Origin of the sequence: Streptomyces sp. NBC_01446 (assembly GCF_026340095.1) — a bacterium.
Lineage (GTDB): Bacteria > Actinomycetota > Actinomycetes > Streptomycetales > Streptomycetaceae > Streptomyces > Streptomyces aureus.
In genome coordinates this window covers 254,988-273,654 of the sequence record NZ_JAPEPO010000001.1, presented here as the reverse complement: position 1 = coordinate 273,654, position 18,667 = coordinate 254,988, and the positions used below count along the sequence as shown (strand labels likewise).

The window sequence follows — 18,667 nt, the reverse complement described above, 5'->3', positions numbered from 1 at the left end:
GAGGGGCGGCGTCGCCCCGCGGCCGTACCGGACCAAGATCCAGGACCGGCGTTCCCGGACCGGTCCTGGAGCGGGATAAACTGCCCACTTGGCGGAATGTCGACAGCAGGTTGTAAGGTTCCGCCTTTTGGGAGCATCCGCGGTCCCTCACAGCACGCCGCGGTCCGAGTGACGCGAGGAACGCAGCGGTGACGATGACAGAGGACAGCCCGACGGGCGCCATGAACGCCATGGTGGTGTCGCAGGAGTCGTTCGGCCCCGGGATCGACCCCGAGCGGCTCGCCGTCTGCCTGAGCGTGCTCGACGAACTCGACAAGCTGGACGTCGACCACCCCGACGCGATCAAGGTCCGGCGGGCCACCGCCGGGATCTACCGGACCGTGAAGCAGCGCCGTCGCCAGGACCGCCGCGCCGCGAAGACGGCCCACGACAAGGCCGTCACCGAGGCGACCGCGACCGGCTCCGCCGAGCGCATCGACGACGAGACCGAAGGCCTCCTGCCGTCCTCGCAGGTCCAGGAGGGCAAGCTCGCGGGGATACTCCAGCGTCCCCGCTCCTGCTACACCTGCAAGGCCCGGTACGTCGAGGTCGACTACTTCTACCACCAGCTCTGTCCCGAGTGCGCCGCCGTGAACCGCGCCAAGCGCGACATCCGCGCCGACCTCTCCGGCAAGCGCGCCCTGCTCACCGGCGGCCGCGCCAAGATCGGCATGTACATCGCGCTGCGCCTGCTACGTGACGGCGCGCACACGACGATCACGACGCGGTTCCCCAAGGACGCCATCCGCCGCTTCAAGGCGATGGACGACTCGGCGGACTGGATGGACCGCCTCGAGGTCGTCGGCATCGACCTGCGGGACCCGGCCCAGGCCGTGGCCCTGGCCGAGCAGGTCGCCGAGCAGGGCCCGCTGGACATCCTCATTAACAACGCGACGCAGACCGTACGCCGGCTGCCCTCCGCGTACGCCGCCCTCGTCGAGGGCGAGAGCGCCCCGCTGCCGGCCGGTGAGCTGCCCGCCCACCACGTCATCGGCGCGTTCAACTCCGGCGCGGTCGACGGCCTGACCGCGCTGCCCGCCGGTATCTCAGGCCTCGACGCCCAGAAGGTCGCCGATCTCGCCCTGGTCGCGGGCAACGCCAGCGTCGCCCGGCACCGCGACGGCAGCGCCATCGACGCGGGCGGCCTCGTCCCGGACGTCGTCGACAGCAACACGTGGGTGCAGACGATCGAGCAGATCTCCCCGGTGGAGCTGCTCGAGACCCAGCTGTGCAACTACACGGCGCCGTTCATCCTGATCAGCGCGCTGCGCCCGGCGATGGCCGACGCCGCGAAGAAGGCGTCGAGCGGACGCGCCTACGTCGTGAACGTCTCGGCGATGGAGGGCGTCTTCGGCCGCGGCTACAAGGGCGCGGGGCACCCGAACACGAACGCCGCGAAGGCCGCCATGAACATGGTGACGCGGACCAGCGCCCAGGAGATGTTCCAGACCGACGGCATCCTCATGACCTCGGTCGACACCGGCTGGATCACCGACGAGCGGCCGCACTACGACAAGCTGCGCCTCGCCGACGAGGGCTTCCACGCCCCCCTGGACCTGATCGACGGCGCGGCCCGCGTCTACGACCCGGTCGTCCGCGGCGAGGCCGGCGAGGACCTGTACGGCGTCTTCCTGAAGGACTACGCGCCCGGCAAGTGGTAGAGCCTCAGCGCGTGCCCGGCAGCCGGTGACGGAGCTGCTGGTGGACGGCATCGGTCAGGCCCGGCGACGCGGCTCTGACCCTGGTTCCGCCGTCCACCAGGAGGTCGGCGCCCGTCACCCAGGCCGCCTCGTCCGACACCAGCCAGCGCACCGCCCGGGCCACGTCCTCAGGCTCCCCGATCCGGCCCAGCGGCAGCCCCATCGCCACGGACTCCTCGGCGTGCTCCCACACGAAGCGTGCCATCTCCGTGCGGACGAGCCCGGGCGAGACGGAGTTGACCCGCACTGACGGGGCCAGCTCGCCCGCGAGTTGCTGCGTCAGGTGCAGCAGCGCCGCCTTGCTGGTGCCGTAGGCGCCCACGCGGGGGCCGACGTGCCCGGCGCCCTCGGTGCAGATGTTCACCACGGCCCCGCCGTGCTCCGACATCCAGGCCCGCCAGGCGCACTGCACCAGCCGCAGCGGCGCCTCCACATTGACCGTGAACGCCGCGCGCCAGGCCTCCGGATCCGCCTCCATCAGCGGCCCGTACGGTTCGTTGGTGGCGGCGTTGTTCACCAGGATGTCGAGCCGGCCGTACGCGTCCAGCGCCCGCTCCGTCAGCTCCCACAGATGCGCGGGATCCGCGACGGACCCGGCCAGTCCCGTGGCTTCGGCGCCGCTCTTCGTCAGCGCGGCGACGGTCTCGCGGACCGCGTCCGGATCACGCGCCGTCACACACACCCGCGCCCCGGCGCCCGCGAGCGCCACGGCGACGGCCCGGCCGATGCCCCGCGACCCCCCGGTCACGACGGCGACCCTGCCTTCCAGCGAGAGCTCCGAAGTCATGGGGCGTACGGTCTCATGACGGGGCGTCAGTGCGACATGTCAACTACGTAGTGATGGTGTGAAGTTGGTGGACCGATACCCCTGCGCCACCAGCTCCACCACCGGCCGCCAGTCCTCCATGACCCCGGCGTCGAGGCCCACCACCTTGCCCGCGTCGTCCGCCTGACGCAGCGTCACCGCGTCGTCGGCCAGCGGGTCATGGGCGAACGCCGCCGCCTCCCCGGGCGTCATCGGCCCGCCCTGCGTCTCCAGTGTCAGCGCGCTCTGCGGCGACAGGCCGCGCGCCGGGTCCGATGTCGCCAGGTAGCGCTTGGCCGGGACGTGCAGCTGCACCAGGCGCGCGACCCGCTCCCCGAGCAGCCCCCGCACCGCGGCCGCCGCCGTGTCCGCGTGGCCCGCGTCGTCGCCGGGGTGCAGCAGGTGGCCTATGTCGTGGACGAGCCCCGCGAGCTGGAGCTCCTTGTCGCTTGGGTGGCCGCGGCGCAGGAGCGCGGCGGTCTGCAGCGCGTGATCGTGCAGGTCGACGGGGTCGCCGCTGCGGTCGGGGGTGTCCCATGCGCCGCGGCAGGCGTGCAGCAGATCCATCAGCTCGTCGACGCTGCGCAGCTCGACCCGTGTCATGTGTGGCTCCTCCCTGGGACCCGTATGGCGGTGTTCCGGCAGGACACCATGGCCATCTTTCGCCGGGGACAACGGGACATTAACGGCGCGTCCGGACCGGCGATAGGGTGACCGCAGGCAGCGATCTTCAGTGGTGGCGCGGCGCCGAGGTCGAGGAGGAGACGGGTACGGATGACAGGTGGGCAGTCCCCGGCGGTGGACGAACCCCGTGATCCGGACGTCGATCTGCGCGTGCCGGCCCAGAGGCGCGCGGGCCTGCGGGCGCAGGGCCCTATCGTGGCGGTCGTCTCGCTCGGCGGCGCCGTAGGTGCCTGCGCCCGCTACGGCGCCGCGCTCCTGTGGCCCACGTCGCCCGGGGCGTTTCCCTGGACGACGATGTGGGTGAACGCGCTCGGCTGTTTCGTGATCGGCGTCTTCATGGTGATCATCACCGATGTGTGGGCGGCGCACCGCCTGGTGCGGCCGTTCTTCGGCACCGGCGTCCTGGGCGGCTTCACCACGTTCTCGACGTACGCGGTGGACATCCAGCGCCTGGTGGACGGCGGCCGGGTCCGCACGGGCCTGGTCTATCTCGCGGCGACGCTCCTGGCGGCGTTCGCCGCCGTAGGGCTCGGAGTGGCGCTGACGCGCCGCCTCCTGGCGTGGAGGAAGCGATGACGCGGCTGACCGGGCGTGCCCTGCGACTGACGGTCTTCGTCGGTGAGAACCACACGTGGCACCGCAAGCCCCTGTACAGCGAGATCGTGCACCGGGCGCACAAGGCGGGACTCGCGGGGGCGAGCGTCTTCCGCGGCATCGAGGGGTTCGGGGCGTCGTCCCTGATCCACACCTCGCGGCTGCTCTCGCTCAGCGAGGACCTGCCCGTGGCCGTCGTGATCGTCGACACCGAGGCGCGGGTCCGGGCGTTCCTGCCGGAGCTGGACGAGCTGGTGTCACAGGGCCTGGTCATGCTCGACGACTGCGAGGTCATCCGCTACGTGGGCCGGGAGAAGGGCGGAACGCGGGCGTGAACTGGCTCCTCGTGATCGCCGGCGCGATGGTCGGCGCACCCCTGCGCTATCTCACCGACCGGGCCGTGCAGACGCGCCACGACAGCGTCTTCCCGTGGGGGACGTTCACGGTGAACGTCTGCGGCTGCCTCGTGCTCGGTCTGCTCACCGGCGCGGTCGCCGCGGGCGCCGCCTCGTCGCAGGTGCAGCTGCTCATCGGCACGGGCCTGTGCGGGGCGCTGACGACGTACTCGACGTTCTCGTACGAGACCCTCCGCCTCGGTGAGGACGGGGCGCGGCTCTTCGCCGTGGCCAATGTGGCCGCGAGCGTCGCCGCAGGTCTCGGCGCCGCCTTCGCGGGGGTCGCCCTCGCCGACACCCTCTGGGGATAGGCCAAAAAAGGGAGCGCGAAAGTCTGAACGCCACGCCCGTCACGTCCGTACCCTCCCGTACCAACAAGTAGCTCGCCCTCGCGGCGAGTTGACGCCGGTATCGGGAGGATTGCTTGCGACGCATCAACGGGACCGCGCTCATCTTCGCCGCCCTGGTGGCCACCCTGGGCGCACTCGCCTTTCCGATCTGGTCGTACGCCGACCGCTCGGGCACCGGGGCGGCCAACCTGAACGCGGGCAGCGTGGCCACCCAGTGGGGCCCCCTGTCGGCCACCGACCGGGACTTCCTGGTCAAGGTGCGGCTCGCCGGGCTCTGGGAGATACCGGCCGGCCAGCAGGCCATGGAGCGGGCGCCGACGCAGGCGATCAGGATGGCGGGCGACCACCTCGTCGTCGGCCACACCGACCTGGACAAGCGTGTCCGCTCGGTCGCGGGCCGGCTCGGCGTCGAGCTCCCGAACCAGCCCAACCCGCAGCAGCAGGGGTGGCTCAACCAGCTGACCGCCGCGAGCGGCAAGGACTACGAGAACAAGTTCGCCAACCTGCTGCGCGACTCCCACGGCAAGGTCTTCGCCCTGATCGCCCAGGTCCGCCACACCACCCGCAACACCCTTGTCCGTGAGCTCGCCACCGACGCCAACCAGACCGTCCTCGACCACATCACGATGCTGGAGAACACGGGCGACGTGGACTTCGACGCCATCGCGAACGAGGCCGCGGGCGCCGCCACCGCCAGCCCCACCGGACCGCCGCCCCCGGGAGGCGTGCTGCCACCCGCTCCGAACCCCGCCGAGCCCTCCGGTTCGCCCGATGTGACCTCCCAGCCGTCGGCCGAGTCGACCGACGATCCGGGGCGATCGATCAACACGGCCCGGCCGGACCCCACGTAGTCGTCGCCCAGTCGGGTGTCATATCGCCGGTGGCCGGATGAATCCCCGGCGACCCCCGGCCGTCTCTCTGGTTTCGGCCCCATCGAGCGCGACCCTGCTCATATGGTTACTCTGTCTGTAGCCGACGGACAGCACAACGTGGTCCTACCAGTACCCGTGGTCCGTCGCGGGACGGCCCCATCCCGGGCCGCCCATGCGGAAAACCGGCGCCACCGCGCCCGAACCGGTATTGAAACAGGCCCGACCGGGCGCCGGACGCCCGACGGGAACGCCGGGTGGGACGCGCCGGACAGGGTTACCCGACACACAAGGAGTGCGCGGTGACACCAGAGAAGACGGATCGCGACCAGCGCCCACGGGAACGCACGGAGCGCGCGGGGGAGCGGCCAGAGAAGCTGGGCAGCCTCGACGTCTGGGCCCGCTCGGCCCCGATCAGGCTCGCGGGCTACGAGGACGACCTGGCGGAGCCTCACATCCTGCCGAGCGTGGACTGACCGGCCCCCGGCTCCGTATCCGTCCCTGACCGGCCGAGTGCCAGACTCACGTACATGCTGATCAGGGACGCGGAGGACAAGGACTGGGCGCAGATCTGGCCGTTCTGGCGGCAGATCGTCGGATCCGGCGAGACGTACGCCTGGGACCCGAACACCCCCGAGGCGCAGGCCCGGACCCTGTGGATGGGTCCGGGCAAGCGTGCGTATGTCGCCGAGGCGGACGGCGCTGTCGTCGGCTCGGCCTACGTCGCGCCGAACTACGGCGGTCCCGCCGCCGGCATCGCGAACGCGGGCTTCATGGTCAACCCCGCCCAAGGCGGCCGCGGCATCGGCCGAGCCCTCGCCGAGCACGTCCTGGAGCGCGCGAAGGCGGACGGCTACCGCGGCATGGTGTTCAACGCGGTCGTCGAGACCAACCCCGCCGTCGGCCTGTGGACGTCCCTCGGCTTCACGATCCTGGGCACGGTCCCGGACGCGTACGAGCACGCCCGGCACGGCCGGGTGGGGCTGCACATCATGTACCGCGCGCTGTGACGCGTCGGCGTCCGACGGTGGCAGGTCCCCGGAGACCGGTTTCGCGCCTTCTTCGCACGCGCTGACAGACGGCCGTTTTCGGACATTCGTCGCCGCTGCCGCTCTGGGCCGGGTGCCGATGGGCGGTCATCGGATCACTCTCTCAATTGCCGCCTCTGCGCAGCCCATTGACGCGCTCACGGACCCCCACCATCATCAGACCTCCGATGAATGCCCAGCCTTGAGCCGCATCAGGGAGTGCTGAGTATGAGTTCGTACCCAAGACGCCAGGTCCTCGGGACGGCCGCAGCGGTGGCAGCCGCGGCCGCAGTGCCGCTCGCCGCCGCCGGACCGGCGGCCGCGTCCGACGCGGCGGCCACCGCCCGGACCGCGTCAGCGGAAGCCGTCTGGGGGCCCGTCCCCGATCCGGTGCCCGTTCCGCTCGACGCCCACTTCGACAACGACGGCGTCGACACCTCGGCCGCCCGCGGAGGCGACTTCGACGGCAGCGGCTACACCTTCCCCGGCGAGGAACTGCCCGCGGGCCCCGTCGAGCTCGACGGGATCGCCTACGTCTTCCCGTCGTCGGCGGCGGGCGCCAAGAACAACATCGTGGCCATGGGCCAGCGCGTCGACCTCCCCAAGGGCCGCTATCTGTCCGCCCTGTTCCTGACCGCCGGCAGCTACGGCAACGCCTCCGGCAGCGCGACCGTCCACTACGCCGACGGCTCCACCGCGAGCGCCGGACTCGGCGGCGCCGACTGGTACTCCTCCGGCGGCCCGCTCTCCGCCGCCTACCGCTACAAGCCCGACGGCACCAAGGACACCAACCGTGTCGGCATCGGCACCAGCGAGATCCCCCTCGACCCGCAGCGCGAGGCCGTCGCGATCACCCTGCCGAAGCTCAACCCGGCCGAGGCGAACAAGACCGCCCTGCACGTCTTCGCGCTCTCGCTCCAGCCGGCCGCGCAGGGCCGGGCGCTGGCGCTGCGCGACGCGCACTCCACGTTCTCGCTCCTGGAGTCGACCGGCGCGCAGAGCGTCGAGGCGACCGTCGTGAACGCGGGCACCGTCGGCATCGTCACCGCCGACGCCCTCACCGTCAGCGTCGACGTACCCGGTGCGCGCACCGTCGAGCCCGCCCGCGTCACACGCCTCGCCCCCGGTGAGCAGGCCCGCGTCCGCGTCGGCATCCGCAACCGCGCCGGCACCGCGCCCGGCACCGTCCAGGACGGCAAGGTCGTCGCCACCGGGCGCGGACACCAGGCCGCGGCCAGCTCCAGGAAGCTCACGCTCGGCGTCCCCGACTACGAGCCGACCGACGCTTCGCTCTCCGGCCACCAGGCCCCGTACTGGTTCCACTCCGCGAAGTTCGGCATCTTCATCCACTGGGGCGTCTACTCGGTGCCCGCGTGGGCGCCGGTCGGCAAGCAGTACGCCGAGTGGTACTGGGACCAGATGCAGGACCCGAACAACCCGACGTACGCCCATCACAAGGCCACGTACGGCGAGGACTTCGCGTACGACGACTTCATCCCGATGTTCACCGCGAAGAAGTGGGACCCGCGCGCGTGGGTCGAGCTGTTCCGGGACGCCGGCGCTCAGTACCACGTCCTCACCTCCAAGCACCACGAGGGCTTCGCGCTCTGGGACACCAAGCTGTCGGACCGCAACGCCGTGAAGATGGGCCCCAAGCGGGACATCATCAAGGAGCTCTTCGACGCGTCCCGCCGCTACGCACCCGAGCTGCACCGCGGCCTGTACTTCTCGATGCCCGAGTGGTTCAACCCGGACAACCCGTGGATGGGGCACGCCCCGCGCAACCCGTACACCCTGGAGCCCGCCCCCTACACCGGCTACACGTCCGGCAAGGACTACGTGAAGGGCTTCCAGGCCCCGCAGATGCTGGAGCTGATCCACGACTACGACCCGCAGCTCCTGTGGTGCGACATCGGCGGCGTCAACGACTCGCACAACGTTCTCGCCGAGTTCTTCAACCACGGCAAGAACCGCCCGAAGCCCTACGAGGTCGCCGTCAACAACCGCTCCGGGATCGGCTTCCACGACTTCACGACACCCGAGTACACGACGTACGACAACACCGTCGTCGCGAAGTGGGAGTCGAGCCGCGGACTCGACCCGTACAGCTACGGCTACAACGCCGAGACGCCGGACGACCGCTACATGAGCACCGAAGAGGTCGTGCACAGCCTCGTCGACATCGTGTCGAAGAACGGCAACTTCCTCCTCGACATCGGGCCGCGCGCCGACGGCACCATCCCCGAGATCATGCAGACCCGGCTGCGCGAGACGGGCCACTGGCTCAAGACCAACGGCGAGGCCATCTACGACACCACGTACTGGTCGAGGATGGCGCAGCTCGGCGAGGACCTGCGGTTCACCGTCAGGCCGAACAAGGCGTTCTACATCCACTCGCTCGCCGAACCGGGCGCGACGCTCACGGTCGAGGCCGCGGTGCCGGTCAGGGCCGGGGACAAGGTCACGATGCTCGGCTACGACCGGCCGCTGAACTGGCGCACCAAGGGCGGGTCGTTCGTCGTGGACGTACCGGCGGCGGCACGCGCGGCGGGGGAGCACGTGTGGGTGTTCAAGGTGGAGTGGAAGGGCTGAGACGTGCCGGGGGGAACCCGGGAGTGAGCAGCGGGCGGCGGACCGGGGGTCCGCCGCCCGCCGTGCGGTCGGTAGCTCAGCCCACTGATTCATCCGATGAATTGTGCGAGATGTCCAAGTGGTCGCCGGGAACGATCCATTGACACCCCGCCGGAGGGCTTGAATCATCGGACCTCATGACGGATCTGAGCTCCAAGATCGCGCCCCGGCGACGCAGACACCGACTGATCGGCACCGTCGCGGCGTTCCTGCTGCTTGCGGCACCGGCCCCCCTGGCGCGGGCGGCACCCCAGGGCCCCGTGCCCCGAACCCTGCCGAGCCTCACCAACTGGGCGCCAGGACACGGTACTTACTCCTACGGTCCCGGTGCGCACCTGGTCGCGCACGACGCCGCCTCGCGCCGCGTCGCCGCCACGCTCGCCGATGACCTGCGCGCCGCGGGCAGGGGCACGGTGCCGGTCACCGGCGGTCCGTCCCGCACCGGCGACATCGTGGTCGATGTCGAGCCGTCACGGAGCGGGTCCCTGGGCGCCGAGGGCTACGAACTCCGCGCCGCACAGCGGCTCGAGATCACCGGAGCGGCCGAGGCCGGAGCCTTCTACGGCACCCGCACCCTCCTCCAGCTCCTCGCCCAGGGCGACCAGGTGCCGGCCGGACGCACCGTGGACGTGCCCCGCTACAAGGAACGCGGCGTCGGCGTCTGCGCCTGCTACGTGCACATCTCCACGGACTGGATGGAGAACCTGGTGCGCGACATGGCGTACCACAAGCTCAATCAGCTGCTCGTCGAGCTGAAGGTGAAGAGCGAACGGCACCCCGAGGCCAACACCTGGGGCTACTACACCAGGAGCGAGATACGCCGCCTCGTCGCGCTCGGCGAGAAGTACCACGTCACCATCGTTCCGGAGATCAACTCCCCGGGGCACATGGACCCCTGGATCGAGAACCGCCCCGACCTCCAGCTCACCGACTCCGACGGCAAGCCGCAGCCGTCCCGCCTCGACATCACCGCGCCCGCGGCCTTCGACTACTACAAGAGCCTCATCGACGAGTACGGCGAGGTGTTCCCCGCCAAGTGGTGGCACATGGGCGCCGACGAGTACATGCTCGGCTCGGACTTCGCCAAGTACCCGCAGATCGCCGCGTACGCGAAGAAGAAGTACGGCCAGAACGCCACGCCCCAGGACGCGTTCATCGACTTCGTCAACCGCGTCGGCGAGTACGCCGCGAGCAAGGGCAAGCGGCTGCGCATCTGGAACGACGGCCTGACCGGCGCCAACACCGTCCCCGTGACGGCCGGCACCACCGTCGAGCACTGGCTCGGCGTCAAGGAGAAGCCCAGCGAGCTGATCGCGCAGGGCTACCCCGTGATGAACTCCGCCTACGCTCTCTACCTCATACGCGGCGGATTCCACACGGACACGCAGAAGCTCTACGACGAGCAGTGGGACCCGCGCAGCTTCGAGGGCGAGAAGCTCACCTCGCGCGAAGGCATCACCGGGGCCAAGATCAGCCTGTGGCCCGACAACGGGCGCGGCGAGACGGAGAACGAGGTCGCCGGTGCGGCCCGGCTGCCCCTGAGCCATCTCGCGCAGGCGACGTGGGGCGACCCGCACCCCGACGCGACGTACGCCGGCTTCACCGCACGGGCCGAGGACGTCGGCACGGCGCCGGGACAGCGGGACCTGACGCGGCCGCCCGTCGCCGACGGCACGTACACGCTCGCCGACACGCGCCACCGCACGACGGAGGCCGGATTCGAGTTCACTCGCACCCCGGACGGCTATCTGACCCTCAAGTCGACCGAGACCGGCAACTGCCTGGAGACCCGCAGCGGAAAGCTCACCCTCAACGTGCCGCTGCAGCCCGGCTCGGCGGTCACGCAGGAGACCTGCGACGCGAAGAACACCCTTCAGCGCTGGCAGGCGTCCCGCTCCGGCGGTGGCTACGTGCTCACCAACGCCATCACACGCATGACCCTGAACGCGACATCCGACGGACATCTCGTGCAGAACCCGCCCGACCAGCAGACCCCGACCACCTGGACGCTGACCCGGCGCTGAACCGGCGCCGCCCCGAAGGGACCCCACCCGCAGATGACCGTCAGCAGACGACTCTTCATGACCGCCGCCGTGACCACGGCCGTGGCCGCGTCGAGCAACTCCCTCGCCCTTGCCGCCCCGGCAGCGACCGGAACCACGGCGGCAGAACCCCACCACCGCATCCCCATCAGCACCGCGGACTCCCCGGAGGAACTGGTCGCCAAAGCCTCACAGGTCCGCCCGACGGCCCGTCAGATCGCTTGGCAGAGCCTGGAGAAGACCGCCTTCCTGCACTTCGGCGCGAACACCTTCACCGGCCTCGAATGGGGCACCGGCGACGAGGACCCGAACGTCTTCCAGCCGACGGGCCTCGACACCGACCAGTGGGCACGCGCGCTGCGCGACGGCGGATTCAAACTCGCCATCCTCACGGTCAAGCACCACGACGGCTTCGTCCTCTACCCGTCCCGCTACACCAAGCACGGTGTCGCGTCGAGCAGTTGGCGCGACAGCCGGGGCGACGTGCTGCGCTCCTTCGCCGACTCCATGCGCAAGTACGGCATCAAGGTCGGCGTCTACATCTCGCCCGCGGACGAGAACCAGTACCTCGACGGCGTCTACGCCAACGGCAGCAAGCGGTCCGCCCGCACCATCCCCACACTCGTCGACGGCGACGACCGGGCAGGCGGCGACCCGCGCACGTTCACCCTCGACGCGACCGACTACGGCGCCCACATGCTCAACCAGCTCTACGAGGTGCTCACCGAGTACGGGCCCGTCGACGAGGTGTGGTTCGACGGCGCGCAGGGCCGCATCCCACCGGAGAAGGTGGAGACGTACGACTGGGACAGCTGGTACGCCGTGATCCGCGCGCTCGCCCCCGGCGCCACCATGGCCGTGCGCGGACCGGACGTGCGCTGGGTGGGCAACGAGGGCGGACTGGCGCGCGAGGACGAGTGGAGCGTCGTCCCGGTCAAGGACTCGGGCAACGGAAGCGTCGACTACGCCCTGCGGTACGACGCGCCGGACCAGGGCGGCCGTGACGCGCTCGCGCAGTCGCGCTCCGTGGCCCAGTACCTCCAGTGGTGGCCCGCCGAGTGCGACGTGTCCATCAGGCCCGGCTGGTTCTACCACGCGGACCAACAGCCCAAGAGCGTCGACCAGTTGGCCGACATCTGGTTCCGGTCCGTGGGCCGCAACTCCGTGCTGCTGCTCAACATCCCGCCGGACACGGACGGCCTGCTGCCCTCGGCGGACGTGGCGCGGCTCAAGGAGTTCCGCGAGCGCATCGACCGCGAACTCCCCGAGGACCTGGCCCACGGCGCCCGCGTGCGCGACGACGGCGCGGGCACCCGCACCGTCGACCTGCGCACCGCCCGCGAGGTCGACCGGATCCGGCTCGCCGAGGACATCCGGCACGGCCAGCAGGTGGAGCAGTTCGTCGTGGAGGCGAAGTCCGGCGGAGCCTGGACCGAGGTGGCGCGGGCCGGGACGATCGGCGCGAGCCGCGTCCTGGTCCTGCCCGCGCCCGTGACCGCCCGCGAGTGGCGCCTGCGGATCACGCGGACCCGCACCGGCCCGCACATCGCCCGGTTCGGCCTCTACCGCTCCCGAGTCTGAGCGCGGGGAACAACGGGACGTGGGGTGGCCCGCCGGACGCGGGCCACCCCACGCGTGCGAGGATCGGCCGCACCGGTCCAGTGCGTGTACGAGGCGGAACCATGACTGCGGAAGACGTGACCCCGAAGGCCTGCTGCGCCGCGCGCCGCGAAGGCGGCGGCGATCCGCAGCCCGTGCCCCTCGCCCCCACGGCCCGGCGCGCCTCCGGCAAGGGCATGGCGACCCTGCCCGGCGGCACGTTCCGCATGGGCAACGAGGACGACCGGGCCAACCCCGGCGACGGCGAGGGACCGGTCCGCGAGGTCACCGTCGGCCCCTTCCGGATCGACGAACACGCCGTCACGAACGCCCAGTTCGCGACGTTCGTCAAGGACACCGGCTTCGTGACCGCCGCCGAGCGGTTCGGCTGGTCGTACGTCTTTGCCGGTTTCCTCGACCCGCGCGTCGCCCGCGCGACGCCCGCCCCCGCCGGCACGCCCTGGTGGCGGGGTGTCGAGGGCGCGACCTGGCGCGCGCCCGAGGGACCCGGCTCCGGGGTCGGGGACCGGTCGCGGCACCCCGTGATCCACGTCAGCTGGGACGACGCGAGCGCCTACGCCGCCTGGGCCGGCAAGCGGCTGCCCACCGAGGCCGAGTGGGAGTACGCGGCCCGCGGCGGCCTCGACCAGGCCCGCTACCCGTGGGGTGACGAGCTGACTCCGCGCGGCCACTGGCGCTGCAACATCTGGCAGGGCGAGTTCCCCGTCGTGAACACGGGCGAGGACGGCCACACCGGCACGGCGCCCGTCGACGCCTACCGGCCCAACGCCTATGGCCTCCACAACACCGTCGGCAACGTGTGGGAGTGGGTCGCCGACCGGTTCACCACCGACCACCCGGCGGCTCCGCTCACCGATCCGCGCGGCCCCGCCGAGGGCGACACACGTGTGATGCGTGGCGGCTCGTACATGTGCCACGACTCGTACTGCAACCGCTACCGCGTGGCGGCGCGCACCGCCAACACACCGGACTCCAGCAGCGGGAACTGCGGTTTCCGGTGTGCGGCGGACGTGTAGGAAGCGGTCACTGGGCGGCGTACACCCGCTCGCCGCCCACGAACGTCTCCTGGACGCGCGTCGCTCCGATCTCATCCGTGGGCGCCGCGAACGGGTCCCGGTCGAGGACCACCAGGTCGGCGAGGCGCCCCGCCGTGATCGAGCCGGTCACGTCGTCGAGGTGGTTCACGTACGCGCTGCCCGCGGTGTACGCCGTGAGCGCCGCGTCCAGGCCGATCCGCTGCTGCGGCAGGAACACCGGGGTGCCGGGCGCCGCGTCGGGCAGGACGCGGTTGACCGCGACGTGGATGGCCTCGATCGGGTCCGGGCTGCTCACCGGCCAGTCGCTGCCCGCCGCGAGCGTCGCGCCCGAACGCTGAAGATCACCGAACGGGTACTGCCACGCGCTGCGCTCGGGGCCGAGGAACGGGATCGTCAGGTCGTCCATCTGCGGCTCGTGCGCCGCCCACAGCGCCTGCATGTTCGCCGTCGCGCCCAGCTCCCTGAACCGGCCGATGTCATCGGGGTGGACCACCTGGAGATGGGCGAGGTGTGGGCGGGTGTCGGTGCGCCCGTTGGCACGGCGCGCCGCCTCGACGGCGTCGAGTGCCTCGCGCACCGCCCGGTCGCCGAGGGCGTGGAAGTGCACCTGGAAGCCGCGCGCGTCCAGCTCGGTCACGTACTTCTGGAGGTCGAGGGGCGGGACGAAGCTGATGCCGCTGTTGTCGGAGGCGCAGCCGCAGCCGTCCAGGTAGGGGCCGAGGAGGGCCGCCGTGCCGTTCTCGGCCACGCCGTCCTGCATGATCTTCACCGTCGTGCAGCGCAGCCGCCCGCGCGTGCCGGCCGCGCGACGCGCCACGAGCTCGTCGATCTGCTCGGTGCCGCGCGAACGGTCCCACCACAGCGAGCCGACCACCCGCGCGGTGAGGCGCCCGTCCGCGGCGGTCGCGAGATACGCGTCCGTGGGGTCGGTGAGGTTGGCGTGCTCGCCGAGGAGGGCGTCCTGCCACGCGGTGACGCCGAGGGAGTGCATCAGCGCCTGGGCTCGCAGCAGGCCCGTGATCCTCTGCTCCAGCGTGACGGGCGGCAGCAGCCGTCCGATCAGGTTCGCCGCGCCCTCCTGGAGCATGCCGGTCGGCGCCCCGTCGGCGTCGCGCTCGATACGGCCGTCGGCGGGGTCGGGGGTGCGTGCGTCGATCCCGGCGGCCTGCAGGGCGCGGGAGTTGACCCAGGCGCCGTGGTGGTCGCGGTTGACGAGGTAGGCCGGGCGGTCGGGGACGAGGGCGTCGAGCTCGGCGGCCGTGGGCAGGCCGCCGGGGAACGCCTCCATGGACCAGCCGCCGCCGGTGATCCACTCGGTGTCGGGGTGCGCCTGCGCGTACGCGGAGATGCGGCTCCGGTACTCGTCGAGGGTCGTCGCGCCGCTCAGGTCGCACTGGCCGAGCTCCAGGCCGCCGCCGACCGGATGCGCGTGCGCGTCCTGGAAGCCGGGGATGAGCAACTTGCCCTTCAGGTCCACCACTTCGGTGGCCGGACCGACGAGTTCGCGTACCTCGTCGTGGCCCACGGCGACGATCCGCTCGCCGCGTACGGCCACCGAGGTCGCACGCGACCGGGCGGGGGAGAAGGTGTGGACCGGGCCGCCGGTGAAGACGAGATCGGCGGGGGCGGTGTCGGGCATGGGACGTGACTCCTTGCGGTGAGGGGACGGGGGCTGGTCAGGAACGTTCGGCGGTCAGGGGGACCGTCTCGGGAGCGGTGGCACCGCCCTTGGTGAAGTACGGGGAGCGGCGCACGTACTTGGCGTACGCGGCCATCACCAGGCCGGACGCGACGATGGCGACCGGTACCGACAGCATGAACCACCCGTTGTCCGGGCTGAGTTCGAAGCTGTCGCTCATCGTCACGTACGAGCGGGCGAGGTAGACGCCGATCCCGAGGAGCGCGATGCCGCTGACCCCGGGGGCCACGACCGCGCGCAGCGCACCGGACAGCGGACCGCGCAGGGCGGCGCGGAAGCGGACCGCGCAGGCGAGCGCCGTCAGGCCGTAGTACAGGGCGACGACCAGGCCGATGGAGTTGACGGCGGCGAGGATCATCTCGTTGAGCTTGGGGATGGCCAGTGCGAGCACGGAGACCGCGGCTGAGATCGACATGATGAGGACCGTGCCCAGGGCCGGGGACCCGTAACGCGGGCTGATGCGGGTCCATACCTGGCCCATCGTGCGGTCGCGGCCCATGGCGAGGAGGCCGCGGGCCGTCGGGATGACGCTCGACTGGAGCGAGGCCACCGCGGAGAACATCAGCGCGAGCAGTGGCAGCGTCGCCCACGGCTCGTCGGCGAGCTTCGCGCCCAGATACGTCAGGCCCTGCGGGCCCTGGGCGACCAGCTCGGGCAGGCTCATCTCGCGCTGGAAGGCCAGGGCACCGTAGAGGAACATCGCGAGCATCGTGAACAGCGCGATGAAGCCGCCCCGGCCCGCGTCCCGCACGTTCTTGGTCTCTTCGGTGACGCTGAACGCCGCGTCCCAGCCCCAGAAGAAGAACACCGCGAGGACGAGGCCCTGTGCGAAGGCTGTGCCGTCGTGGATCGCGAAGGGGTTCAGCCACGACCACTGGAAGGCGTGGCCGCCCGACACCAGGGCCCAGCCGCAGAACGCCAGCAGGACCGTGTACTCGAAGACGAGCAGCCAGGTCTGGAGCCGGGTGGCCTTGCGGACGCCGGTGATCGCCGTGTACGTCACGACGGCCAGGACCAGGAGGCCGACCACGGTGCTCAGGGCCGTCGAGTTCGGGTCCAGCGTGAGTCCGAGGGCGTGGTGCCAGCCTGCTTTAGTCGCGAACTGGAGGAAGACCGACCCGGTCACGGCGCTGGTGTACGCCATGAAGATGACCGTGCCGATCAGGGTGACCCAGCCCGTGATGAAGCCGGGCCACGGGCCGAGCGACTTGCCGACCCACACATAGCCGCTGCCCATGTTCGGCTCGGAGCGGTTGAGGCGGGCGTACGCGGAGGCGATGCCGAGGATCGGAAGGAACGCCACGAGCAGGATCGCCGGGGCCTGGAGGCCCACCGTCGCGGCGAGCGCACCCATGCCGATTCCGATGCTGGTGGTGGCGGCGGTGCTGGACGCGGCGATGGCGACGCCGTCGACGACACCGAGGGAACGGCGCAGGCCAGGGGGTTCGCTGCTCATTCGGACACTCCTGAAACCGGAGGAGGGGAGGGAGGGTGCGATCAAACAGGCCTTGTCAATGTTGCGTCAATGGTGTTGACATAAGGCGAACGGGCAGCGCGGACGGAAGGGGATTCGGTATGACCGAAGGGCGGATTCCGGTGGAGCGGCGGCGCCGCAAGCCGACCAAGTCGGGGGTGCTGCTCTCCGCCGACCTGATCGTCGACTGCGCCCTGCGCCTGGTCGGCCAGCACGGGCCCGACGCGCTGAGCGTGCGCAGGCTGGGCGCCGCGCTCGGCTGCGACCCGAGCGCGGTCTACCGCTACTTCCACAACACGGACGACTTGCTCCTGGCCGTCGCCGACCGGATCATCGGCGAGAGCATGGCCGGCTTCACGCGGGGCGACGACTGGGTCGCGGACCTGCGGACCATGGCGCGACGGATCCATCGCGCCTACAGCGAGCACCCGCGGATCGCCGCCATGGCCGCGTACCGGGTGACGCGTCGGATCAACGAGGTCAAGGCGGTGGAGACGGGAATCGGGCTGCTGCGGAGCGCTGGCTTCGACGCGGCCACGGCCGTGCGGTACTACGCGGCGTTCGTCGACACGGCGCTGGGGCACGCGGCCCTGGACGCCTCCCATCTGGCGCTGCCGCCCGAGCGGCGCGCCCAGGACCACAGCGCCTGGACGGACACGTACCAGTCGCTCCCGGCGGACACGTACCCCCAACTCGACGCCGTGCGCGAGCACTTGCCCCTGATGGCGGAGAGCTCCTTCGAGACGGCCCTCGGGCTCCTGCTCTCGGCGCTGGCAGCACAGGCGCCGCGCTGACCCTCCTTCTTGCGGGGGCGGTCAGGCCGGTTCGGCGTCGAGCTGGCTGCGCATCCAGGCCTCGACCTCGCCCACATGGGCCGCCGCCGCGGCGCGCGCCGCCTCCGGGTCGCGGGCGACCAGCGCGCGGTGGATACGGGCGTGCTCGCGGCCCGTGCGCTCGAAGGCGCCCTCTTCCTGGTAGCCGCGCCACACGCGGGCCCGGAACGTCCGTGACGACAGCCCCTCCAGGATCGCGGCCATCGTGTCGTTGCCCGCGGCCGTGGCGATGACCCGGTGGAACGCGAGGTCGTGGGAGAGGATCTCCTCGGGGTCGTCCGTCGCCGCCATCGCCGCCAAGTGCAGCTCCACCTCGGCGAGTTGCTCCGGCGTGATGCGCGCGGCCGCCAGCGCGGTCGCGGTCGACTCGAGCACGCGGCGCACCTCCATCAGCTCCACGAGCCGCGCGCCGCGCGAGAGATCCGCGACGACGCCGAAGGTCTCCAGGAGATCCCCGGCGTTCAACTGCGTGACGTAGATGCCGGATCCGTGCCGCGCCTCCAGGACGCCGAGGACCGTGAGCGCCCTGATCGCCTCACGCATGGAGCTGCGCGAGATGCCGAGCTGGGTGGCCAGATCGCGCTCCGTCGGCAGCCGCTGGCCCGGCTCCAGCAGTCCCTCGCCGATCATCGCCTTGATCTGCTCGATGGCCCGCTGCGTCACGGTGCCCTTCTGCGGGGCGGTCTGTTCCACGGACGCTCCTCAATTGGCCGGGTGCGCCGCAGTCTAGCCAGAGATGTGGTCCGACCACTACGGCTTGAAACGCGGAAAAGTTGGCGCCAAGGGGTGTCGTGGCCGCCAAGTGGTCTGATAAATATTTCCGCCATCAGGTACCAGAAGTCGCTCGATCTCGCTCGATGAGGAGCC

The 18,667-nt window shown here is 71.2% G+C and carries 17 protein-coding genes; 12 read left to right on the top strand and 5 right to left on the bottom strand.

The annotated features are described in order from the left end of the window. Nucleotides 1-194 precede the first annotated feature (194 nt). Nucleotides 195-1,700, top strand: coding sequence for an SDR family NAD(P)-dependent oxidoreductase (locus OG456_RS01260; protein WP_266568981.1), 1,506 nt, complete (start codon nucleotides 195-197; stop codon nucleotides 1,698-1,700). A gap of 4 nt (nucleotides 1,701-1,704) precedes the next feature. Here OG456_RS01260 and OG456_RS01255 read toward each other — a convergent pair whose 3' ends face one another. Continuing rightward, a complete protein-coding gene (locus tag OG456_RS01255) occupies nucleotides 1,705-2,526 on the bottom strand; it encodes an SDR family oxidoreductase (RefSeq protein WP_266556341.1) in 822 nt (273 codons plus the stop codon). A gap of 39 nt (nucleotides 2,527-2,565) precedes the next feature. Next, nucleotides 2,566-3,147 carry an inositol oxygenase family protein gene (locus OG456_RS01250; protein WP_266556339.1) on the bottom strand — a complete coding sequence of 194 codons (582 nt, stop codon included), beginning with the start codon at nucleotides 3,145-3,147 and terminating at the stop codon, nucleotides 2,566-2,568. A 171-nt stretch (nucleotides 3,148-3,318) separates the two neighbouring features. On the opposite strand from OG456_RS01250, the gene crcB (OG456_RS01245) reads away from it, so the two are divergent. The 10 genes from crcB (OG456_RS01245) to OG456_RS01200 all read left to right on the top strand — a co-directional run bounded on the left by crcB (OG456_RS01245) (nucleotide 3,319) and on the right by OG456_RS01200 (nucleotide 13,773). Next, the gene (gene crcB / locus OG456_RS01245; RefSeq protein ID WP_266556337.1) at nucleotides 3,319-3,804 is read left to right on the top strand and encodes a fluoride efflux transporter CrcB; all 486 of its coding nucleotides are present in this window, start codon (nucleotides 3,319-3,321) and stop codon (nucleotides 3,802-3,804) included. Next, nucleotides 3,801-4,157, top strand: a complete 357-nt coding sequence (locus OG456_RS01240) for a DUF190 domain-containing protein (RefSeq protein WP_266556335.1) — start codon at nucleotides 3,801-3,803, stop codon at nucleotides 4,155-4,157. The genes crcB (OG456_RS01245) and OG456_RS01240 overlap by 4 nt, the downstream gene beginning before the upstream one ends. Further along, nucleotides 4,154-4,528, top strand: a complete 375-nt coding sequence (gene crcB / locus OG456_RS01235; protein WP_266556333.1) for a fluoride efflux transporter CrcB — start codon at nucleotides 4,154-4,156, stop codon at nucleotides 4,526-4,528. The genes OG456_RS01240 and crcB (OG456_RS01235) overlap by 4 nt, the downstream gene beginning before the upstream one ends. 113 nt (nucleotides 4,529-4,641) lie before the next feature. Continuing rightward, complete coding sequence (locus tag OG456_RS01230) at nucleotides 4,642-5,418, top strand: DUF4142 domain-containing protein (protein WP_266556331.1); 777 nt, start codon at nucleotides 4,642-4,644, stop codon at nucleotides 5,416-5,418. A 320-nt stretch (nucleotides 5,419-5,738) separates the two neighbouring features. Then, nucleotides 5,739-5,912: a hypothetical protein gene (locus tag OG456_RS01225; protein ID WP_266556329.1), complete on the top strand. Its 174-nt coding sequence runs from the start codon at nucleotides 5,739-5,741 to the stop codon at nucleotides 5,910-5,912. A 54-nt stretch (nucleotides 5,913-5,966) separates the two neighbouring features. After that, on the top strand, nucleotides 5,967-6,446 hold the full coding sequence (locus tag OG456_RS01220; RefSeq protein WP_266556322.1) for a GNAT family N-acetyltransferase: 480 nt from the start codon (nucleotides 5,967-5,969) through the stop codon (nucleotides 6,444-6,446). 246 nt (nucleotides 6,447-6,692) lie between these two features. Further along, nucleotides 6,693-9,056: an alpha-L-fucosidase gene (locus OG456_RS01215; RefSeq protein WP_266556320.1), complete on the top strand. Its 2,364-nt coding sequence runs from the start codon at nucleotides 6,693-6,695 to the stop codon at nucleotides 9,054-9,056. Between the two features lie 176 nt (nucleotides 9,057-9,232). Then, a complete protein-coding gene (locus OG456_RS01210) occupies nucleotides 9,233-11,119 on the top strand; it encodes a family 20 glycosylhydrolase (RefSeq protein WP_266556318.1) in 1,887 nt (628 codons plus the stop codon). 33 nt (nucleotides 11,120-11,152) lie between these two features. Next, nucleotides 11,153-12,718, top strand: coding sequence for an alpha-L-fucosidase (locus tag OG456_RS01205; RefSeq protein ID WP_266556316.1), 1,566 nt, complete (start codon nucleotides 11,153-11,155; stop codon nucleotides 12,716-12,718). A 215-nt stretch (nucleotides 12,719-12,933) separates the two neighbouring features. Then, on the top strand, nucleotides 12,934-13,773 hold the full coding sequence (locus OG456_RS01200) for a formylglycine-generating enzyme family protein (RefSeq protein ID WP_266568979.1): 840 nt from the start codon (nucleotides 12,934-12,936) through the stop codon (nucleotides 13,771-13,773). Nucleotides 13,774-13,780: 7 nt separating this feature from the next. On the opposite strand, the gene OG456_RS01195 is transcribed toward OG456_RS01200, so the two are convergent. Both OG456_RS01195 and OG456_RS01190 read right to left on the bottom strand, forming a co-directional pair. Then, the gene (locus OG456_RS01195) at nucleotides 13,781-15,433 is read right to left on the bottom strand and encodes an amidohydrolase (RefSeq protein WP_266556314.1); all 1,653 of its coding nucleotides are present in this window, start codon (nucleotides 15,431-15,433) and stop codon (nucleotides 13,781-13,783) included. A gap of 37 nt (nucleotides 15,434-15,470) precedes the next feature. After that, a complete protein-coding gene (locus OG456_RS01190; protein WP_266556313.1) occupies nucleotides 15,471-16,949 on the bottom strand; it encodes an APC family permease in 1,479 nt (492 codons plus the stop codon). A gap of 119 nt (nucleotides 16,950-17,068) precedes the next feature. Here OG456_RS01190 and OG456_RS01185 point away from each other — a divergent pair, with 119 nt between their 5' ends. Beyond that, the gene (locus OG456_RS01185; RefSeq protein ID WP_266556311.1) at nucleotides 17,069-17,761 is read left to right on the top strand and encodes a TetR/AcrR family transcriptional regulator; all 693 of its coding nucleotides are present in this window, start codon (nucleotides 17,069-17,071) and stop codon (nucleotides 17,759-17,761) included. Nucleotides 17,762-17,782: 21 nt separating this feature from the next. Here the strand turns inward: OG456_RS01185 and OG456_RS01180 are convergent, their stop codons facing one another. Then, nucleotides 17,783-18,493 (bottom strand): FadR/GntR family transcriptional regulator, encoded by a 711-nt coding sequence (locus OG456_RS01180; protein ID WP_266556309.1) that lies wholly within the window; start codon nucleotides 18,491-18,493, stop codon nucleotides 17,783-17,785. Between the last annotated feature and the right edge of the window lie 174 nt (nucleotides 18,494-18,667).